The sequence below is a fragment of the Microcoleus sp. C2D2 genome (genome assembly GCF_036702495.1).
Lineage (GTDB): Bacteria > Cyanobacteriota > Cyanobacteriia > Cyanobacteriales > Microcoleaceae > Microcoleus.
This window is the reverse complement of record NZ_JAUBTO010000140.1, coordinates 1-20,742: the sequence shown is the minus strand read 5'-3', so window position 1 is coordinate 20,742 and position 20,742 is coordinate 1. Positions and strand designations below refer to the sequence as shown.

The following is a 20,742-nucleotide window of genomic DNA, read 5'->3' as shown; positions in this document are numbered from 1 at the left end:
TTAAGACTGAGGCCCTAGGGGAACGGCTTGTTAGATTTCTCCTTCAAGCCTCATGCCTGATAGCTGAGGTTCCTGACGGTTTACCGTTTTTTGCACCGCGTACTACTATATCAATAGTTTGGATAGTTTGAAGGAGCGATCGTCTCGCCCGGGCTGCGCTAACGGGCGGAACACTTCGAGAGTTGAGATAGAATGCAGCCAAGGAATAAAGAACATTTAATCACGGTCATCTTGCTGTTGTGAACCAGTCCTTTGTAGCTTGTTTCATCCACTTCAGTGCCGTGCGATCGCACGAGTCAATGACAACTACTCACTCTCTACATAGCTGCTAATGTCTCAACTTCTGTTTGAGGGGAATTTCAATTACAAACTCCGTGCCTTCTCCAGATTGCGATCTGCAACTTAAAGCGCCCTGATGTCGGTCAGTGACGATTTGATAACTAATTGCCAGCCCCATGCCAGTGCCACTTCCAATCGGCTTGGTTGTAAAGAAGGGGTCAAAGATTTTCTGTTTGATAGCTTCTGGAATGCCGTTGCCGTTATCCCTAATTCGGATCTGAACCCAAGTCTCGTCGATGAGATCCGTATCAATGGAGATTGTGGGAGTAATTTGTTGTCCATCCTCGATCGCGATTTCAATGGCGTCAATGGCGTTAGATAAGATGTTCATAAAAACCTGATTGAGCGGTCCCGGATAGCACTCCACCAGGGGAAGAGAACCATAGTTTCGCAGGATTTCTATTTTTGAATGATTCAGATTGGGCTTGAGACGGTTACCCAGAATAACCAGCGTGCTATCAATGCCATCATGGATATTGATTGCTTTAACTTCTGCTTCATCCAGTCGAGAGAATGTTCGTAATGCTAAGACAATTTGTCGAATTCGTCGCGCCCCCTCTTTCATTGATTCGATTAGCTTAGATAGATCCTTAACTATAAAATCTAAATCCATCGCCTCTGACTGCTGTGCGATCGCTTCTGGAGGTTCGGGGTAATAAGTCTGGTAGGCTTGCACGAGTTTTAAGAGTTCTTGAGTGTATTCATCGGCATGACGGAGATTGCCATAGATGAAATTCACGGGGTTATTGATTTCATGGGCAACTCCGGCAACTAGCAGCCCCAAACTCGACATTTTCTCGCTTTGAATCAGTTTAGTCTGGGCCAGTTGTAGTTCTCTGAGGGCAGTTTCAACTTCATGCTTTGCCGCTTTTAGCTGGGCCGTGCGTTCTTCGACTCGATGCTCTAATTGTTCATTGGCTTGTTCCAGCCTGTTAAATGATTCCTGTAACTGTTGAGCCATACGGTTAAAGGACTGCGTGAGTTGTTGCAACTCATACACGGATGATTCTGTCACCGCTTGGTCCAGAGATCCGGCAGCCATTGCCGACGATGCTTGATTTAGCTGCAAAATCGGTTGAGTAATCCAGCGACTGGTGAGTATGCCAATTCCCAGAGAAATAGCTAGCGCCAGTAGACTTAACAAAATCGTACTTTGAGTATTGGCATTAATTTGTCCCATAAAGTCTGATTCTGGAACAGTGACAACCACCAGCCAGTCAATGCCCCTGCCATCGAGAAAACGAGTAACTTGCACGAACTGGCGCGTACCGTTAATGGAAAACTCAAGCTGCTGAAATCCCTGGATCAGGTCGAAATCTTGAAACTTCTCTAGCAAAAACTGGCTGGTTTTTTGAGTGGTAAAATTTTCGCTATCGATCGCATTGAGTCGTTCAACCCGCTGTTCTGGCAGTTGCACAACTTTGTCTGCATGATATCGGAACGGTTTTTCGCCTGTAGAGGTGGCAATCAATTTTCCAGAGCGCTCTAGAATAAAACTTTGTCCGGTAGTGCCTATTTTGAGGGTTCTGAGAAAATCCCCAATCATTGACAAATTTAAGCTCGCCATCCACACGCCTTGCAGCTCACCTGCCCAGTTGTATATGGGTTTGCCAGGGGCAATATACATCGTTTTGCCACTGATGTGCGGAAACACTTTTCCCCAGGTTGCTTGCTTTTGTTCGACGGGAATTTTGTAGTAGGGCCGTTTGCGCGGGTCAAAGTTCGGCTTGCCTGCGTTGATGACTTCGAGTCTCTCGCCACTTGAGTTAGTACGGTAGGTTGTCAGCGCACGGTTATTTTCTCCTTCAGAAGTGCGGATCACGATCGCACCATCATCTTGCCGCTCAGCCCCAAAAAACTCTTGGTTGGTTGTAATCAACGCTGTCAGGCTGAGATTCCTAAAAGCAGGAAGTTGTCGCCACAGGAACTTCTCTATATCCCTTCCGTTATTAAGGTCGATCCGGTTTTGGCTTAGTGCAGCTTCATAACTTTCAAACGCTTGAAAAGGAGTGGCAACCAAGTGAGTTAGATTTTGCGCGATGCGTGAGCTCGTCTCGTTGCGTAACTGAGCAGCTACATCGTTCACTGCCTTCTGTCCATTCCTGAAGGAAAGATAACCGACAATACCCACTGTCCCCACAGTTTGAATAACGAATGGGACAATTAGGATCGCCTGTAATGGCACTTTAAAGAGCTTGGGGAAGGAAGGAGGCGATGATTCATCTGGCATACTGGCATTGTTCCGTTAATGGTATCGATAACAACGGTTGAGTTCAGCGGGGGCAGATCACCATTGCAGCATCACCCATCATCTTTATACCGCCGCTGCAACGATTTGTTATACTCCGTCTACGCAGATCTTTGCTTGAATGTCTTTTACAGCGATCGCCTTGAGCGGAATTGAAATCACAAACTCTGTACCTTCACCTAAAGTTGAGTTAACTTCTAGAGTTCCAGAGTGTTTCTCGACTACGATTTGATGAGCGATCGCCAATCCCATCCCTGTTCCTTGCCCCACGCCTTTGGTGGTAAATAGATGCTCAAAGATTTTTTGCTTCACGGCAGGAGTCATGCCAATCCCATTATCCTGAATTCCTATCGCTGCCTGAGATTGAGACAATTGGGTTTTGACAGTAATCTGGTTGGGTTTGGCTTCGATCTGAGCAAAACTGCGTCCTTTATTTGATTCCTCAAGGGCATCGATCGCATTTGCCAGCAGATTCATAAATACCTGATTCAACTGTCCGGCAAAGCATTCTACCTGTGGCAGATCGCCATAGTCTGTGATGACTTGAATGGACGGGCGACATTCGTTGGCTTTGAGGCGATGCTTGAGAATCAAGATTGTGCTGTGAATCCCGTGCTGGATATTGTAAGGAATGGGGATCTCGCAATCCGAACGCGAGAAAGTTCTTAAACTCGTGCTGATTGCGTTAATGCGATCGATTAACCATAATATCCCGGTCGGGGCGGGTTTTTGAGATGGGAGATTGTTGGCAGGTATTGTTGGCGAACCCTCCCCTACAAAGCACTTGGATCGGCGAGTTCTTTTTGGTAGAGAGCTATCACTTGAAACAGGTCTTTAATATAGTCCTTAGCGGGTTTCAGATTGCCAACAATAAAGCCAAGCGGATTATTAATCTCGTGGGCGATACCCGCCACTAAATTGCCCAAAGCCGACATTTTTTCCCTGTGGACTAAATGAAGCTGAGACTGTTGCAGTTGTGTAAGTGCTGCTTCTAAATCTGCCGTTTGCTCAGCTACGCGCTGTTCGAGATTTTTAGTTAACTGTCGTAGCTGCAAATGAGTTTTCACCCGTGTGCGATCGTGTACCGAAAATTTGAGCTTGCCCCAATCCCCCCATCCGAGTTTGAACTGCCCTTGGGAGGAAGGTTGTCACTCCTTCAACCGTTGGGTAAAAATGGCAGAAATAATCCCGCGGTCAGAGCAGATCGCCGTGAAAACAGGTAAAATAGGTCAAAACACGAGGTAGACTATCTGCGATCGCGTACCGAAAAGTTGAGCTTGCCCCAAGCCGCCCATCCGAGTTTGAACTGCCCTTCGGAGGAAGGTTGTCACTCCTTCAACCGTTGGGTAAAAATGGCCGAAATAATCCCGTGGTCAGAGTTTGAAGCAGAATATGCTGAAAACTTCACGACAGTTATCGGCTTAAGGGCCAAATCCTTTCGGATGGCGTTGGGAGCATTAATTATTAAAGAAAAATTGGGAATTAGCTATCGCTCAACTGTCGAACAAATCCGGGGAAACCCCTATCTGCAATACTTTATCGGTCAATCAATATACAGTAATAAACTGCCATTTGACCCATCGCCCCGCCGTTCATTTTAGACAACGAATTAGTGAGAATCTAATTAATAAAGTGAACGAAGGAATGGTCAAGAAAATGCGAGAAACCAGCGCAAGCCCACCTGAAAAAAAAAGGATAATGCATGAAGAACTTATCTTAAATCGAGCTTGAATATATCGCTCGCTCCCGATCGCCAGAAAGCGATCGCTTATTCAGGAAGCCCTAAATTATTGGAGTTGAGACTAAGGAGCTCAAAAAGCGCGATCGTTGCGACTACCCTTTTCCCAAACAGAAAATTAATGCGGACGGAGGGAGGAGAAAGCTATACTTGAGCAAGGTGTTACTTGAAGCGCAAGCTCGAGATAGAAATAAGTAAGTAGGTGCTGTAAAACTAAACTATCTAAACGATTATAAAGTATCTAAATCCCTAAAACGTGGGTGATTTAGCCTTGTTTACATAATGTTACGTAGTTCGGTTTAATCTCGCCCATCAACTTAACAGTTCAAAAAAAACTGTCTGCGATCGTAACGACAGACAGCATTAGGGTAGAAATTTGATGGGGTTACAATGCAAAAAAACACCACACTCAAGCACATCCAAAAGCCACACGCAATATTGACTGATATCGAAGGAACGACATCGAGCAGTTCTTTCTTTACCGAAATACTGTTTCCCTATTCTCGTTCTAGGCTGGGTAGCTATTGCATGGCACACCCAGACAAAACGGCTGCAATCCTTTCTGAGGTTGCAGCAATTGAACCTAGCGATCCGATTGCAACGATGGAGCGCTGGATTGATGAAAACCAGAAGATCGCGCCACTCAAAACTTTACAGGGAATGATTTGGGCTGAAGGCTTTCATGAGGGCACGTTTAAGGGGCATATCTATGTCGATGCACAAACAGCATTCAGGCAATGGCACGCCGCTGGGATAGCACTTTATATCTTCTCATCGGCATCAATTGCGGCGCAGAAATTACTATTCGGATTTAGCGAAGCAGGAGATTTGACCCCAATCCTCTCGGGCTATTTCGATACATCGACCGGATCGAAACGCGAGGCTGATTCCTATCGTTTAATTGCCGAAACGATTGGCTCGAGACCTGCCGAAGTTCTCTTCCTGTCAGATACACCATCTGAGGTTGAGGCAGCACGTAGCGCGGGAATGGCGGCGCTTCATATCGACCGTTTAGGTGGACTCGCCGATATCTCGACATTTGAAAATATAAAGATATCCTTGTGAACTATCTTTCTGCACCGAGGAATACAATCTATTTTAGCCAAAAATCAATATGCAAGATATGTCAACGATGACAAATGAAGCACACTTGCTAAATTTCAATCAATCTATCCGTTTTTTGAGTCATTCCGAAAGAGGAGTTTTCAGACCGAGATCGCTCGGTGAACTGGTGGACAAAATAAAGTCTTTTGGTATGCTTGAAACGAGCAAGCAGAAAAGAGTTCATGTACTTGGGGAACGATGCTCATTCCAATTTCCTCAAACCCATCCCCTCAAAACATCCGCATCGTGCCAAACAGAGCATCAGGAACAGTTGATCTCTACCATCACCTGCGATCTGCTTATTGACATGACCTTGATGAACAAAGTACGCGAAATCAATCTCAACACGATGGAGGTAACTGTCGAAGCGGGGATTACCTATTCGGAACTCATTCTGTACTTAGCCTCTCAGGGGCTTGCTTTAGCCGACATCAGTGCATATACCAAGGTCACCGTAGGAGGTGCATCAGCCACAGCGTCTCACGGATCGGGCGCACAGATATTATCTCAGCAATTTGTCTCTATGGAGATCGTCACAGCAACGGGCGAAATTTACAAGTTGGATGATGTCAAAATGTTCACCCACTTGGGCGTGCTTGGAATCGTCGCGACGGTTACCCTGCGGTGTGTGAAAATGTTTTATCTAAAGCAGAGCGTCTACTTGTTGGATCGATGGGCGCGATTAAAGCCATTGTTGCCCGAAATAGTCAGATCCACAGACCTGTTCTCATCAATGCTACGGATTAACCTGGACAAGGATCGGCACTCAGTACGCTTGTATATTCGCAGGATAGCTAATGGCATAGACGATCGATCTCATGAGCAAGAGTACATGGGGGGAACACTGCTTAATGAAGATGCCCTACATTGTTATGGAGGGATCTGTACTAAGGAGAAAACGACTTTTACAGATACATACTGGGATGTAATCGCGGATCATTCAACGCTTTCTAAACGAGACTTGCTGGGTGTTGGCGAATATTTTCAGGCGGAATACTTTGTGCCTATCGATTGCGCTGGTGAGGCTCTCGACAGTCTATTGCTCGTTGCTGATGAATCTCCGATGTTTTATGAAGTGCTCCCATCAGGGATTAAATGTCGGTTCGTCAAGAGCGATCGGCAACTGATGTCACCCTGCTACGATGTCGATGGTACAAGGGACTATTTCCTAGCTATACACTTGTCGTTATATGCCAGCGAGACGATCGCTAAGCGTATTCTCGGCAAAGTAGAAGTAGCACTGCGGGATTTTCATCCGACTACACATTGGGGCAAACTCTGTGCGAATCGTGCCGAGCTCCATTACCTCCATCAAGAGAGATATCGGAAAATGGATGAACTGCGCCAAATGCTAGATCCGCAAGACTGGTTCATAGATCGTCGGTCATCCTTGTATGAGTTATTCAAGCGTCGCATTTGATAAAGAAAAAACTTTTCAAATAGTTTCTGAGGATGTCAATTCCTACTTAATAATTAATCGGTAGGAAATAGCATTTAAAATAATATTTCCCATAACCGCTTTCCAAATTAGACAAAAAACAGATATAAAAAATAAGTTAGCCAATATCATCATGCCAAAGTCAAAATATTCTCAAATAATCGCTATTCTCTGCTTACTTGGTTTATCTTGTATATGGGGATACAACTGGGTGATGATGAAAATAGCCGTACAATATGCCTCACCTTTTACATTTGCGGCTTTGAGGTCATTCTATGGGGCTTTAAGTTTATTTTTAGTGATGATCTGTCTAGGCAAGTCAATAAGACCAAAAGAAATTTGGACAACATTTTGTGTTGGCATTTTGCAGCATGGAGGTTTTATTGGTTTAGCCACTTATGCTCTAGTTAGTGGAGGAGCTGGTAAAACCGCAATTTTGACATATACAATGTCATTTTGGTTACTTATATTAGCATGGATTTTCTTAGGAGAGCGTTTGCGTCAGATGCAATGGATTGGGATTTTCTTAAGTTTTATTGGACTAATATTTATATTACTGCCTTTCAGTTCCACGAGTGGTGTCGTCAGTAAAGGACTAGCTGTTTTAGCAGGATTTAGTTGGGCCACAAGTGCAGTCATTACCAAAAAATTACAGCAAAAGATGCAGATAGATTTGCTTTCTTTCACTGCATGGCAAATGTTATTTGGATTTTTGCCGCTTGCTTTGGTGAATGTCTTCCTACAATTCCCACCAATTAATTGGTCCCCGGCTTTTATTTACGCTTTAGTTTACAACGTAGTTCCAGGAAGCGCTCTGGCTTGGTTGCTTTGGCTATATGCTTTAAAAAATTTACCTGCTGGTATAGTTGGTTTAGGTTCTCTCTTAACACCAATACTAGGTATTTTAGCATCTTCAATACAATTAGGGGAAATTCCTTCTTCCACTGAACTAATTGGAATGCTAATGATCGTTATGGCACTTTTGGTAAATACTCTGTCGATAATGGGGCTGAATAAAGAAAAAGTTGAGTGAGTTAGATTTTGCACGATGCGTGAGCTCGTCTCGTTGCGTAACTGAGCAGCTACATCGTTCACTGCCTTCTGTCCATTCCTGAAGGAAAGATAACCGACAATACCCACTGTCCCCACCGTTTGAACAACAAATGGAACAATTAGGATCGCCTGTAATGGCACTTTAAAGAGCTTGGGGAAGGAAGGAGGCGATGATTCATCTGGCATACTGGGATGGTTTGGTTAATGGTATCGATCGCAACGGTTGAGTTCAGCGGCGGCAGATCGCCTTTGCAGCATCACCCATCATCTTTATACCGCCGCTGCCATGATTTGTTATACTGCGTCTACGCAGATCTTTGCCTGAATGTCTTTTACAGCGATCGCCTTTACCGGAATTGAAATCACAAACTCTGTACCTTCACCTAAAGTTGAGTTAACTTCTAGAGTTCCAGAGTGTTTCTCGACTACGATTTGATGAGCGATCGCCAATCCCAGCCCTGTTCCTTGCCCCACGCCTTTGGTGGTAAACAGATGCTCAAAGATTTTTTGCTGCACGGCAGGAGTCATGCCAATCCCATTATCCTGAATTCGGATCGCTGCCTGAGATTGGGACAATTGGGTTTTGACAGTAATCTGGTTGGGGTTGGCTTCGATCTGAGCAAAACTGCGTCCTTTATTTGATTCCTCAAGGGCATCGATCGCATTTGCCAGCACATTCATAAATACCTGATTCAACTGTCCGGCAAAGCATTCTACCTGTGGCAGATCGCCATAGTCTGTGATGACTTCAATGGACGGGCGACATTCGTTGGCTTTGAGGCGATGCTTGAGAATCAAGAGCGTGCTGTCAATGCCGTCGTGGATATTGCAATGAATGGGGCGATCGCAATCCGAACGCGAGAAAGTTCTTAAACTCGTGCTGATTGCGTTAATGCGATCGACTCCTTCTTGCATCGAATCGATTAACTTAGGTAAATCCTCTTGTAAATATTCCAAGTCTATTTCCTCCACGGCTGCCTGTAGGGTGGCACTAGGATTAGGGAGTTCTTTTTGGTAGAGAGCTATCACTTGAAATAGGTCTTTAATATAGTCCTTAGCGGGTTTCAGATTGCCAACAATAAAGCCAAGCGGATTATTAATCTCGTGGGCGACACCCGCCACTAAATTGCCCAAAGCCGACATTTTTTCCCTGTGGACTAAATGAAGCTGAGACTGTTGCAGTTGTATAAGTGCTGCTTCTAAATCTGCCGTTTGCTCAGCTACACGCTGTTCGAGATTTTTAGTTAACTGTCGTAGCTGCAAATGAGTTTTGACCCGTGCTAGCATCTCCTTTTCTTGAAAGGGTTTGGTGATGTAGTCCACAGCACCCAGGACAAATCCTTTCTCCTTACTCTGGGCATCGGAGAGAGCGGTCATAAAAATGATGGGAATACTGGCTGTTTTCGGCTCTGCCTTCAGACGTTTGCAGGTTTCAAAGCCGTCAATTCCTGGCATTTGAACATCCAGCAATATCAGATCGGGAGGATAAGCTTGGACTCTCTTAAGAGCTCGTTCGCCATCGATCGCGGTTGCTACTTCGTACCCCGCATCACTTAAGGTTTCACAAACCACTTCTAAGTTTGCAGGGGTATCATCCACCACCAGAATTAATTCAGGACTAGACATCGGCTTTCTCCCTTGTGAGGTGTTGTTTCAGCAAGTCTTCAATCTCTTCGGCTTTAAATTGCTTCGCAAGTTGAATAACTTGTGAGGCAAAACTAGCGTAGTGAGGGTTAGATAGAGCAATCTGCTCTGTGTGTTCTCGGAGCCGTTTTAAATTGCCTTTTTGGGCCATTTCTAGTAACGTCTTTAACTCCACAGTGGCAGGAAAAATAGTTATCTCTAAATTTTGTAATCCAGTCGTCGGAGTGGATGGCTGAGAATTACTTGATGTCGTTTCATATTTCCACTCCAATTTTAAATGAGTGGCTAAGAGGTTAAATAATTCACTAACTTCCACTGGCTTTGCTAAGAAATCATTTGCCCCTGCATCTACACTCATCTGTCGATCGGCTTGTGCGACTGATGCAGAAGAGACAACGATCTTCTGGTGTTGCAAATCATTTGCACTGCGAATTTGTTTGAGCAGTTCAAAGCCGTCCATCACTGGCATCACCAAATCTGTAATCACTAAGTCAGGTTGAGACTGTCGGATTTTTTCCAATCCTGCTTGTCCATTTTCTGCCTCACTAAGTTGGAATCCTAGTGGCTCTAACAAGTTGACTAGAACGGCTCGGTTTTCCCAACGATCGTCTACCACAAGTATGCTGCGTCGTTGTCCTTCGTAACCAATAATTTGTTTTCCTGTTGTGATGGAGTTTTGCTGTACCCAATCGGTGGCGATCGCCAGTTCCACCTCAAAAAAGAACTCACTTCCGACTCCGGGTTGGCTCTTAACTTGGATTTGTCCGTTCATGAGTTGGACAATCCTTTGGCTGATCGCCAGTCCTAAACCCGTGCCCTCGGCTTGGCGCTGGCGATCGCCCACTTGTTCAAAAGCCTGAAAAATTTTATCCAATTGATCGGGCGCAATTCCTACGCCCGTATCCTCAACTTGAAATTTGAAAGAGCGAGTGGACGGATTGGCATGATTCTCAACTACGGCAACCTCGATCGTAACAGCACCTTTGTCGGTGAATTTAATCGCATTTCCCACCAAGTTGAGTAATACCTGCCGCAGCCGTTTTTCATCGGCAAAAACCCCATGCGGCAACTGCGGATCGGGATCGTAAACGAAGTCAATGCCTTTTTGGTCAGCACGAATGCGGCAGATTTCAGCCACACCTTGGAGGAATGAGGGAAAGTGAATCGCTTTAGGTGTGAGTTCTAGTTTGCCTGCTTCAATTTTGGACAAGTCCAACACATCGTTAATCAGCGTCAGCAAATGAGAACCGCACTGGTAAATGACCTCTACCCCATGACGTTCTTTTGCTGGCAATGCGCTGCTGCGATTGAGGATTTGAGCATAGCCCAAAATGCCGTTGAGGGGAGTGCGGAGTTCGTGGCTCATGTTGGCGAGAAATTCGCTTTTTGCTTGGTTCGCGCTATCGGCTACCAGTTTTGCTTCTTTCAGTTCTGCGGTGCGTTCCTCAACCCGACTTTCCAGTTTGATAAAGGAGGTTTTGAGTTGACCTGCCATCTGGTTAAAGGAATCTGCCAGCGATTCTAATTCACTAATGCCTTGCACCTGAAGTGTTTGATTTAACTGTCCGAAGCTAATAGCCTGACTGGCTTTTTGTAGCTGCAAAATCGGTTTTGTAATCCAACGCGAAGTTAACAAACCCAGTGTAGTCGTCACCGCCAAAGCCCCTAGACACAGCAAAATGGTGGTGCGAGTATTGGCATTGATTTGTGCCATAAAATCTGATTCAGGCACCACAACGACGCTCAACCAGTCGATATTTCGTTCGTCTTGAATGGTTGAAACTTGAACAAACTGCCGCTGATTGGCCAGCATAAAATCAAGCTGTTGACTTTGTTGAATGGCGGTAAAGTTGCCAAACCGATCGAGAATTGCTTGCGCTGTGGCACGAATTACAGAATTTTCAGACTTCTCGGCTGGAATTTGTTGCAAATCCTCATTTTTCAGGTCAATGATGTAAGGCTCTTTGATAGTTGAACTTGCAACCAGATTACCCGACCGATCGATAATAAAAGTTTGACCCGTCTGCCCTACCTTTAGCTCACTCAGAAAGCGATGAATCTTGCTAGTCCGAAAGACACTATTTTGAACCCCCAATAACGTTCCCTCCTCGCTATAGATTGGCTGGTATAGGGAAATTGCAGCCTCTTTAGTGCTCTTGCCTAGGAAGGGCTTTGTCCAGGCTGGTTTTCCGGTTTCCTGTGCAAGCGTATACCAACGTCGTTTGAGTGGATTAAAATCTGGTTGAGTTTCGATCAGGGCAATCTGTTGGCCTCGATCGTCTAGGCTATAAATTGAGCGCTGCGGGAGATTCGCTTTGCTACCAATCCGAGAAACGATACTTCCATCTATTAGCTCCTCTATCGAGACGCTCGTGCCGTCAGGCTTGGCAATCGTCATTTGTTCGATGAGGTCTTGCCTGACTAACCGCCAGAGCATCTGCTCCAGTTTCGCTACATCGGTTAAATCTAACTGTTTCTCCTGAGCCGCAGCCACAATTACTTGTCCGGCAATATAAGGTTGTTCCAAATAGTTCAGAACTTGCAGGTTGAGGCGATCGCTCATCTCTTGACGTAACTGAGTGGCAACATCATTGACTGCCTTCTGTCCATTCCGCAGGGAAAAATATCCCGTTAGTCCAACTGCTACGAAGATTTGCAGTACAAACGGGACTATCAAGAGCGATCGCAGGGAAAGTTTGTACTTAGGTTTAGATAGATTCAGGGATGAGTTTGACATAGAAATGCTAGTTGCTTGTATGGAAAATAGACTTGAGGAATTGCTAGCTTGATGTTCAATCCACCTTGGTAGGGTCTTTCAAGGCGCTTAAATTCCTGGCTAGACACCGACGCTAACAATTAATGTCGTACCTCCAACAAGCAGTCGCATTAGCAAGTTGCGAGTGGTTTTCTCTTGTTCGCCCAAGTGCAACAATTGCTGAGTTGGTTGATGTTCCCTTGATTGGTGGAGTGGCCCGGAGACTGCGATCGGCGGGCGATCTATTAGCGGAGTGTGATTTTTAGTCGATCGGGCGATCGTTCTGGCTCAAATTTAAAGGCGATCGCACGCACTCCACCAAAAATCTCTCAACCCCATTTCCATCGAAGACTACCGCTTATAGAAAATCGCATAGAAAGCCGAGGGCTTCTAGTCGTGGGAGGAATCTGCTGACCGTAAAGGGTCAGTCCTTTTTAGTCTACGCGTCAGTCACCTAATCCGATCTCTTAGCACAACAGGTTTGATTTTTCACTTCTGGCGGGCAATATTTCTTTAGTAATTTTTTCTGTTCTGGAGTGACGCCAAACGTAATAAATACATCGGGCTTGGGCATGGACAGATACCACCCTTAGAGATACCTTAATTATAGTGGTTAGAATATTAAACCACTTTACAATCTAGAAACAAGTCAGTATTTGTAGGTTTTGGAGAAAAATAATTAACTTTGATGCCCCCGCTCCGACTTCTTTTGCAAACACCCCTGTTAACAACTATACCGCTGCTTTGGTTCCTGAGTAAAGGCCATAACTCGGCAAAATCAAACGGGTAACAGACGCATAAAAATTGATTACCTGTCCATTATCATAAAGTCAAGTTGCCGACTCTTTCAAACCCAGAAAAATGTCTTTGACGTTGATTGGAAAAAGCGAAACTTTATATATCGATCGCGCTCGACTGTATCAATACTTCTTTCGTTATCTGTAGTTTGAGCTATCTTCAACTCGATTTAAACCCTCCCACCTTCTCATTAAACCAAGTCTTAACCTAAAATTTATCACCTGAAATTTATTTTTTTATTAAGTTTTTATGGTTTTAATAAATTAGTTTAACAAATTCCTCAAGCCAACAATTGACTGACTGCTACGCTAAAGCCTGCAAGTACAGTTTGAGTGTTAACAACTTCATCTGCATTAAACAACAGCCAACTTTGCCCTGCATTCACAAATATTAATCTAGCTTCAGGAAATAGCAACCAAACTTCTAAACATCCCGATTCCAAATATTCCTGAGCTTTCGCAAATAACTCTTCGCCGCTATCTTCGGGGGAAGCAACTTCCGCTATCAAAGGAAAACTTTGGGAAAATGCTGTAAAATTACCTGATTCTGGCAGCAGTTCAGGAGTAATGTAAGCAACATCGGGACGGCGACCCTGCTTGCTAGTGCGGCAAAGGACTTCTGTAACAACTTCTCCTCCCTGTCCGCTGGAATTTTTGTAATTTTTCCAGGAAGTAGCTAGATTAACTTGAGCGAGACCATGCTTGAATGTCATTCCTGTTTTCTCCACTAAGTTGCCGTCAACCCATTCCATTCTATCAGCAGGCTTGACTAAAAACTCTTCAAGAGGTATGACTTTTCCTTGCTCAGATTCTGGGTGTATTTCTGGTATAACTTCTATTTTGGGCTGTGATTCTGGCTCTAATTTTTTGTCGGCATTTTTGGGTGAAATTGTAGTAACTGTCACAAGCGCCACCTCTTTTTGATGATTTTAAGTTTACACACGATCGCTATCGAGCGCATTTAATGACATGATTGAACTTGGTAGATTTTGTCTTTTCAACTTAGCCCGACAATTTATATATCATAGCAATTCAGAAAGGTGACTTTCATGATTCTCTCAAACCGTTTTTCAGAAGCCCTCACCTATGCCACGGAATTGCACGCTACCCAAGTCCGCAAAGGTTCCGGGGTTCCCTAGATTGCCCATTTGTTGGGCACTGCTAAGCTGTGTTGCATCTAGATTGCCTATGGTATTAGAGAGGGAGAGGGGGTGAAGGGGAGAGGGGGAGAGGATTTGACGATTTTTGATCGGGACTCGAAATATACAATTTAAATGCACAACAGCTTAGTATAGCTTTAGAATATGGGGCAAATGAAGATGAGGCGATCGCCGCTTTGCTTCACTCCGGCGATCGATAATCGAGGCGGCGCCACCACCCGCTCTCGCGATCCGCCGCCACTTTGGCGATACCGTCACAGCGATTGTAGACGGCTGTACCGACAGTGACGAGACGCCGAAACCCCCTTGGCGACAGCGAAAACAAGCTTATATCGATCGCATTTCTACAGCTTCTGGCTCAGTGAGATTAGTCTCGGCTGCTGATAAACTTTATAATGTTCGATCGATCCTGAAAGATTCCCGTCAATTGGGCGACTGTGTTTGGGAACGCCTCAAAGGTGGCAAAGACGGTTCTCTCTGGTATTATCGTTCTTTAGTAGAAGCATTCCGCCAAGCTGAGTTAACGCCTATAGTTGAAGAATTAGACCGCACAGTTTTAGAATGGGAACAGTTTTCTGAAGGCTGAAGACTGAAGGTAAAAATCACTAATTATCAATTACCAATTACAGTCACAAAATGGCAAATGTTCGCTTAGAAAATATTACCCGACGCTACCAAAACGTCACCGCGATCGAAAACATCAGCTTCAAAATCCCGGACGGGGAATTTTGGGTATTAGTCGGGCCTTCCGGCTGCGGAAAATCGACAATTATGCGGACAATTGCAGGTTTAGAAACAGCAACTTCCGGTAATCTTTACATCGGAGATAATTTAGTTAACAACATTCCGGCGAGACAGCGGGACGTTGCAATGGTGTTTCAAAATTACGCGCTTTACCCGCACATGACTGTCGCGGAAAATCTGGCTTTTGGATTGCGGATGCGGAATGTTGACCCGACTAAAATTCAAGAACGAGTCGAAACAGTAGCCCGATCGCTCTCGATCGATCACCTCCTGAAGCGTAAGCCCAAACAGCTATCAGGCGGACAGCAGCAGCGGGTAGCACTGGGAAGGGCGATCGCCCGCGAACCGAAAGTATTCCTTTTAGATGAACCGCTTTCTAACCTCGATGCTCAACTGCGAGACGACACTAGAGCAGAACTCAAACAACTGCATCAACGGCTGGGAATTACCACAGTTTACGTCACCCACGACCAAGTGGAAGCGATGACTTTAGCTGATAAGATTGTAGTCTTAAATAAGGGAAAAATTCAACAAATTGGAGAGCCGCAAAGCATTTATGCCAAACCAGCTAACCGCATGGTTGCCACATTTTTAGGCAATCCCGCCATGAACATTTTGCCTGCAACTTATACTAACGAATCTTTTCTAGTGGGAAATCAACATTTAGCCTGTCCGCCCTCGATTCAGAAAAAATTGCAGCCGAGAGAAGGACAAGGATTAGAATTGGGCATCCGTCCTGAAAATATAGAAATCTTTACGCCACAAACAGCAGAAGATGATTTGAAAACCGATGTTTGGGCATTAGAAAAAGTCCCTCTTGATTTAGAGGTAAAAGTAGTGGAACCTCTGGGGCGAGAAACTTTAATCCGGGCGAGTTTGCCTTTGTTGAGCGCTGAAACTACTGTACAGGTGCAAGTACCTGCGAGTGTTCGCTGGCGATCGGGCGATCGGCTGAGGGTACAGCTTGACTTCGATCGACTATTTATATTTGACCCATCCACAGGTGAGGCGCTGTATCCTTAACTCGATTCAACATTTCTAGACGCGCTGGTGCTCCGAAACCCGGTTTTTTTACAGCAATATTTCGTTGCAGCAGGCAAGTCTCGGTAAAAAGCCCGGTTTCTCAGGGTGGCAGTGCGTAATTCCTATTCAATCTAAAATCTAAAATCTAAAATCTAAAATCGACTGATTTTTCGAGTGGGGAGGTTTCTATTTATAGTTACAAAAATTTACAGTTGACATTTATCAATTTCCGAAGTAATGATACAATTAGTATCCGCCCAAAAAAAAGTATTCTCTCAAAGACCGATCGTTCCTGGCTCGGCGCGATCGCGACCCACAACTGCGGATCTTCCCGCTCCCAAGCGGCAGAGGGCGCCGACTTGGGAGCAACGGGCGAACCAAAAACTCAGAAAAACCTTCTAGCGGCATTTTTAGATGAATCCCGACAACCTGCCTCAAATGCTGCAAACAGGATTTCACCTAACTTTAGGTGCAACTTCCTTTTTAATTGAGACATTGCAAGATCCGCTAAAGCGAGAAGAAAATCTTGATAAACTGAAGTCTGATTTGGGCGAGCTAGCATCGGAATTGCTGGAAAAAGGAGAAATGACCGATCGAGAAGCCCGGAATTTTGTAGATACTATTTTCTCTCAACCGGGTAGTCGGGAGAATGCAGACAGCGAATCCGTCTCACCCAAGCAATCCGATGCAGCCACGGACGCTCCTCCCGACTCGGTTGTACAACCTGACGTAAAGCTAGAGATTCAAGAATTAACTGCACACATGGCAGCCCTCAGGGTCGAGTTGGAAAAATTGCGCGCCGAAAATTCCCAGGATTAAAGAATCAAGAGTCTTTAACACAGCGGGAATTTACTTGGAAACTGACTGGCAAACTTATTAGACCTCTTGCAAAAATAACGAGGACGGGCAAGATGCCCATCCCACAAGAGTTATTTTTTCTTGTGGGATGGGCATCTTGCCCGTCCAATAAATTTATGAAAAGGACTTTTGCCAGAGGTCTATTTAAGAAAACCCCAATTTAGTCGTTGTCCCATTTTTCAGAACCGATCAAGTCGGCGATACGATCGCGCAGCAAGAAGTCGCATTTTTCTAACTCGCACTCCACGCAAGCCCATTCCCGGGGCGGAATGAATTGGCACAGCGTGTAGATAGGCTGTTGGCGGCTCAGCACGCCCTCGTGCACGAGGTGGCGGGCTTCATCCTGGATGACATCTAAAGAGTATTGGATTTTGATAGTTGACTGAATCATAATGCGCCCTCAAGGTTTTAGTAAAAAAAAAATTATGACCTTTTTAATAATATAATCCAAAATTCCGGATATGTAAGTTAAATTTTTTCAGTATAGAGGTATACAATTCATTACGCTTAAGTTAAAAATTCTAACAATGATAAGTAGCGATCGGATCTGTCTAAAGATTGATAGACGCGAGCCATTTAGCCTGCTAACAGGCAAATCTGTTGCAAAGCTCATACCATTTGAGATTTTCGACTTGGGGGTCAGAGGTTCGGCGATCGCGATCGCAGATCCGTCGAGTCGCGCCCCCGTCGAGCGATTATAGATTTGAGAATTGGGAATGACTGACTGGATATGGGTTTGCAGCACGCGCCTACAGTTGCATTCTTTTTTGAAACTGGTATCTATTCAGGACTTAGGCACCAGAGCCCGATTGCCGGTTTCTGGATGCTTCCCTGCCAAAGGCAAAATTTCTTGCGAGAAACCGGGTTTATAAATTTAAGTCCTGACGCAGCAGCAGAGAAAGGATTCAGGAGTCGGGCAGCTCAAGCATTGCCCGTTGCCTCAATGCCGAATAGCAATTCCATAGCTAGAGATTGCGCGGCCGGCATCTGCCCAAAACAAAATACATAAGGAATACTCGGAGGCAAGTGTGGCAAAAATTGCTCTAAAACGTAGGGACTGCCGTAAATTAAGACGGCTTGCAGTTCTCCGGTGTTTAATAATTTCTTAAACCAATCTTGAGCTGCTTCGGTCAAACCAGCACTGCCTCGGAAGCAATTGCCGCGAATGAAAATTTGCAGCAGTGTCGGAGAAAAATGCTCTGCACCTGTATTATCAGCGATCGCCCCTGTGCGATCGTCAATCAGTTGCAATTCGTAACCAAACTGTTCGGGAAGGGCGCAAGCCGGAGTGTGCTTGCCCAAAAACTCGCATCCCAAAACATCATCTACAATAATCAAATTCCGCAAAAGCTGGTTTTCTGCGGGCTTTTTCGCAATTAAAGGCAGAGAACCTCCAAATTTCAAAGAATCTCGCAAAATATCCGCAGCAGTTGACCTTGCCTGTGGATTTGCCAGCAAACTTAAGTCGATCGACTCTAGATTCTTGCTCCCCCCCTTAGCAAGGGGGGGTTGGGGGGGGTCAGAAATCGGCAAACCCACCTTTATTTTCGCCTTCCAAATTCGCTTGACAGATTCCTTGATTTGTGCTATGCAAAGCCGCCCTTGAGTGACAGCTTCGCAGACAGCGAGAATCGCCCCTTCCGGGTCAAGCGGCATCAGCAAAACATCAGCACCAGCCTCAGCAGCCAAAACAGCAGCTTCATTAGGGCCGTACTTATTGGCGATCGCACCCATGACCAAAGCATCCGTCACGATCAAACCTTCAAATCCCAACTCTTGTCGCAGCTTCCCGATCAAAATTTTGCGAGAAAGAGTAGCAGGAAACTCGGCATCCCAAGCCGGAATCAGCAAGTGAGCACTCATCACAGCATCGGTATGAGCGGCGATCGCCTCAACAAAAGGAGGCAACTCAACTCTTGCCAATCTCGCTGGCGAATGCGGCAAAACCGGCAATTCCAAGTGAGAATCAACCGCCGTGTCTCCGTGGCCGGGAAAATGCTTAGCAGTAGTCAAAACCGGGTGTTGGGCTGCGCCGCGAATAAAAGCAGCAGCTAATTTTCCGACAATTTCCGGTGTCTCGCCAAAAGCGCGGACGTTAATTACAGGATTGTCGGGATTGTTGTTAACATCAACCACTGGTCCGAGAATCCAATTCAGACCGATCGCCCTCGCTTCGATCGCAGTGACAGCGCCCATTTGTTCAGCATATCGATCGGCCGCTTCTGAATCATGCTGCGCCACTTGGGCAATTGCCATCGGCGGCCCGAACCAAGTCGCCCCCGCGAACCGCTGGCCGACACCTTCCTCAATATCAGCCGCCAGCAGCAGCGGAAACTTAGCCCAAGACTGCAATTGGTGCGATCGAACCGCCAACTCCGCAGCACTTCCCCCCACCAAAATCACACCGCCGACGCCCAACTTTTCCAGATAATAGCGGAGTTTGCTAGCAGTTGGTTCCCATGAAGGGTAGCGAATTTGGTGGTCGAACAAGTAGCCTGAAGCGCGCACCACGAACATCTGGGCCACCAGTTCTGGTAAGGAAAGATTGTCAATCATGGGTAATTGGGAATTGTTGAGTGTTGAGTGTTGAGTGTTGAGTGTTGAGTGTTAACTGTTAACTGTTGACTGGCTTCAGGCACTAATCCTCATCTGTTTCGTCAATTTCATCGTCTTGGTAATTGTTAACTAATGACTAATGACTAATGACTAATGACTGTTAACTGTTGACTGGCTTCAGACACTAATCCTCATCTGTTTCGTCAATTTCATCGCCAGCAAATTCTTCCTCCCCATCTAGAATATCCGGTTTGCGATCTGCAGAAAGCTGATTCAGCAGTATCAGCATTTTATCGCCCCGTTCCAAAGAATGGTCTTCGAGAAAAATCACTTCCGGCGTCCGACGCAGTTGCAATCGTTGGCCCAACTGGCTGCGGACGTAGCTAGTTGCAGATTTCAAACCCTCCATAGTCTCAGCCTTTGCCTCATCAGTACCGTAGATGCTGACAAAAATTTTTGTATGCTGAAGGTCTCCCGAAACAATTACATCGGTAACGCTAACCATACCGGCACCTACCCGGTCGTCCTTGATTCCATTCAGCAACATCAGGCTGACTTCCCGTTTAACCATTGAAGCTACACGCTCAATGCGACGACTTGTAGCCATAGCACCTACTCCTCTACTTTCCTAATCAGCCGTTTTTATCCCGATCCACAATTGTAGCGCGATCGGTCAGGGGTGTTACGGGCGATCGTCCGAGTTAGGGGTGAGATACAGCTTAGAGGAAAAAAAATGTTTGATGGCCTATAGGTGAATATATAGCTAATCTAGAGAGGTAGAGTGAGATACAGCTTATAGGAAAAAAATGTTTGATTGGATTGTCAAAACCGTAGCCGATGCGGAGAGGGGTAACTAACCAGCTAAAGATAGCTGAATGGGCAAGATTGAACAGGACTAACCCTTTCGATATGGGAGCCAAAAACTACCAACGATGTCTTGACGACTTAGGGTTAGGGGGAAAATATCATGAACTTGAATATAACGAAGATGGCAGCCTAAAATACCGCATATTCCATGTATATATAATACAGTGCATTCAGTACATAAGAAAAAAAAATGAAACCTGATTCGAGCGAGTTTCGTGATAAAATAGTTAAAAGTTATGAACAAGATGATACATCAATTAGGAAAGTAGCCGCCAGATTTGATGTAAGTAAAGGGTTTATTAAAAAAATTTTAAAACAAAAACAAAAGACTGGTCATGTTCAACCCCAACAACAGGGTGTCAGTCTTAAAAGTGTGTTACACTAGAGCACAAATGAATTGCTCCAGATGGTAAAAAAA

19 protein-coding genes and 4 pseudogenes are annotated in these 20,742 nt (G+C 45.2%); 13 read left to right on the top strand and 10 right to left on the bottom strand.

Going from position 1 to position 20,742, the window contains the following annotated elements:
• Window positions 1-328: 328 nt before the first annotated feature.
• The 3 genes from QUB61_RS30975 to QUB61_RS30965 form a co-directional block, all read right to left on the bottom strand.
• Window positions 329-2,569 carry an ATP-binding protein gene (locus QUB61_RS30975; protein WP_333130288.1) on the bottom strand — a complete coding sequence of 747 codons (2,241 nt, stop codon included), beginning with the start codon at window positions 2,567-2,569 and terminating at the stop codon, window positions 329-331.
• A 108-nt stretch (window positions 2,570-2,677) separates the two neighbouring features.
• Window positions 2,678-3,181: an ATP-binding protein gene (locus QUB61_RS30970; RefSeq protein WP_333130290.1), complete on the bottom strand. Its 504-nt coding sequence runs from the start codon at window positions 3,179-3,181 to the stop codon at window positions 2,678-2,680.
• Window positions 3,182-3,360: 179 nt separating this feature from the next.
• Window positions 3,361-3,654 (bottom strand): hypothetical protein, encoded by a 294-nt coding sequence (locus QUB61_RS30965; protein ID WP_333130292.1) that lies wholly within the window; start codon window positions 3,652-3,654, stop codon window positions 3,361-3,363.
• A 188-nt stretch (window positions 3,655-3,842) separates the two neighbouring features.
• On the opposite strand from QUB61_RS30965, the pseudogene QUB61_RS30960 reads away from it, so the two are divergent.
• The 4 genes and pseudogenes from QUB61_RS30960 to QUB61_RS30945 all read left to right on the top strand — a co-directional run.
• Window positions 3,843-4,282 (top strand): annotated as a pseudogene (locus tag QUB61_RS30960) (transposase); the annotation flags it as partial.
• A 433-nt stretch (window positions 4,283-4,715) separates the two neighbouring features.
• Window positions 4,716-5,390, top strand: coding sequence for an acireductone synthase (gene mtnC / locus QUB61_RS30955; RefSeq protein ID WP_333130294.1), 675 nt, complete (start codon window positions 4,716-4,718; stop codon window positions 5,388-5,390).
• Window positions 5,391-5,457: 67 nt separating this feature from the next.
• Window positions 5,458-6,849, top strand: coding sequence for an FAD-binding protein (locus QUB61_RS30950; protein ID WP_333130296.1), 1,392 nt, complete (start codon window positions 5,458-5,460; stop codon window positions 6,847-6,849).
• Window positions 6,850-7,000: 151 nt separating this feature from the next.
• Window positions 7,001-7,900 (top strand): DMT family transporter, encoded by a 900-nt coding sequence (locus tag QUB61_RS30945; RefSeq protein ID WP_333130298.1) that lies wholly within the window; start codon window positions 7,001-7,003, stop codon window positions 7,898-7,900.
• On the opposite strand, the pseudogene QUB61_RS40170 reads toward QUB61_RS30945, so the two are convergent.
• From QUB61_RS40170 to QUB61_RS30935, 3 genes and pseudogenes are all read right to left on the bottom strand, one after another.
• Window positions 7,900-8,106, bottom strand: a pseudogene (locus QUB61_RS40170) (adenylate/guanylate cyclase domain-containing protein); the annotation flags it as partial. The gene QUB61_RS30945 and the pseudogene QUB61_RS40170 overlap by 1 nt on opposite strands.
• 108 nt (window positions 8,107-8,214) lie before the next feature.
• Window positions 8,215-9,546 carry a response regulator gene (locus QUB61_RS30940; protein ID WP_333130300.1) on the bottom strand — a complete coding sequence of 444 codons (1,332 nt, stop codon included), beginning with the start codon at window positions 9,544-9,546 and terminating at the stop codon, window positions 8,215-8,217.
• Window positions 9,539-12,301 (bottom strand): ATP-binding protein, encoded by a 2,763-nt coding sequence (locus tag QUB61_RS30935; RefSeq protein WP_333130302.1) that lies wholly within the window; start codon window positions 12,299-12,301, stop codon window positions 9,539-9,541. The genes QUB61_RS30940 and QUB61_RS30935 overlap by 8 nt, the downstream gene beginning before the upstream one ends.
• Window positions 12,302-12,423: 122 nt before the next feature.
• On the opposite strand from QUB61_RS30935, the gene QUB61_RS30930 reads away from it, so the two are divergent.
• Window positions 12,424-12,585 (top strand): hypothetical protein, encoded by a 162-nt coding sequence (locus tag QUB61_RS30930; protein ID WP_333130303.1) that lies wholly within the window; start codon window positions 12,424-12,426, stop codon window positions 12,583-12,585.
• A gap of 812 nt (window positions 12,586-13,397) precedes the next feature.
• Here the strand turns inward: QUB61_RS30930 and QUB61_RS30925 are convergent.
• Window positions 13,398-14,021: a Uma2 family endonuclease gene (locus QUB61_RS30925; protein ID WP_333130305.1), complete on the bottom strand. Its 624-nt coding sequence runs from the start codon at window positions 14,019-14,021 to the stop codon at window positions 13,398-13,400.
• Window positions 14,022-14,165: 144 nt separating this feature from the next.
• Between QUB61_RS30925 and QUB61_RS30920 the strand changes: the two are divergent.
• From QUB61_RS30920 to QUB61_RS30900, 7 genes and pseudogenes are all read left to right on the top strand, one after another.
• Window positions 14,166-14,252, top strand: a pseudogene (locus QUB61_RS30920) (phosphohydrolase); the annotation flags it as partial.
• 168 nt (window positions 14,253-14,420) lie between these two features.
• A complete protein-coding gene (locus QUB61_RS40165) occupies window positions 14,421-14,564 on the top strand; it encodes a hypothetical protein (protein WP_445300277.1) in 144 nt (47 codons plus the stop codon).
• Window positions 14,506-14,631, top strand: a pseudogene (locus QUB61_RS40160) (phosphohydrolase); the annotation flags it as partial. The gene QUB61_RS40165 and the pseudogene QUB61_RS40160, both read left to right, overlap by 59 nt.
• 6 nt (window positions 14,632-14,637) lie before the next feature.
• Window positions 14,638-14,862: a hypothetical protein gene (locus QUB61_RS40155; RefSeq protein ID WP_445300278.1), complete on the top strand. Its 225-nt coding sequence runs from the start codon at window positions 14,638-14,640 to the stop codon at window positions 14,860-14,862.
• 50 nt (window positions 14,863-14,912) lie between these two features.
• On the top strand, window positions 14,913-16,043 hold the full coding sequence (locus tag QUB61_RS30910; RefSeq protein WP_333130308.1) for an ABC transporter ATP-binding protein: 1,131 nt from the start codon (window positions 14,913-14,915) through the stop codon (window positions 16,041-16,043).
• 237 nt (window positions 16,044-16,280) lie between these two features.
• Entirely contained in the window at window positions 16,281-16,445 is a 165-nt protein-coding gene (locus tag QUB61_RS30905; RefSeq protein ID WP_333130310.1) for a hypothetical protein, read from the top strand.
• Between the two features lie 12 nt (window positions 16,446-16,457).
• Complete coding sequence (locus tag QUB61_RS30900; RefSeq protein ID WP_333130312.1) at window positions 16,458-16,862, top strand: hypothetical protein; 405 nt, start codon at window positions 16,458-16,460, stop codon at window positions 16,860-16,862.
• 199 nt (window positions 16,863-17,061) lie between these two features.
• On the opposite strand, the gene QUB61_RS30895 is transcribed toward QUB61_RS30900, so the two are convergent.
• The 3 genes from QUB61_RS30895 to rbfA form a co-directional block, all read right to left on the bottom strand.
• Window positions 17,062-17,292, bottom strand: coding sequence for a DUF4327 family protein (locus QUB61_RS30895; protein ID WP_332958422.1), 231 nt, complete (start codon window positions 17,290-17,292; stop codon window positions 17,062-17,064).
• 530 nt (window positions 17,293-17,822) lie between these two features.
• Window positions 17,823-19,457, bottom strand: a complete 1,635-nt coding sequence (locus QUB61_RS30890; protein WP_333130314.1) for a glycoside hydrolase family 3 N-terminal domain-containing protein — start codon at window positions 19,455-19,457, stop codon at window positions 17,823-17,825.
• Between the two features lie 184 nt (window positions 19,458-19,641).
• Window positions 19,642-20,064 (bottom strand): 30S ribosome-binding factor RbfA, encoded by a 423-nt coding sequence (gene rbfA, locus QUB61_RS30885; protein ID WP_333130317.1) that lies wholly within the window; start codon window positions 20,062-20,064, stop codon window positions 19,642-19,644.
• Between the two features lie 450 nt (window positions 20,065-20,514).
• Here rbfA and QUB61_RS30880 point away from each other — a divergent pair, with 450 nt between their 5' ends.
• A complete protein-coding gene (locus QUB61_RS30880; protein ID WP_333130319.1) occupies window positions 20,515-20,709 on the top strand; it encodes a hypothetical protein in 195 nt (64 codons plus the stop codon).
• Window positions 20,710-20,742 lie beyond the last annotated feature (33 nt).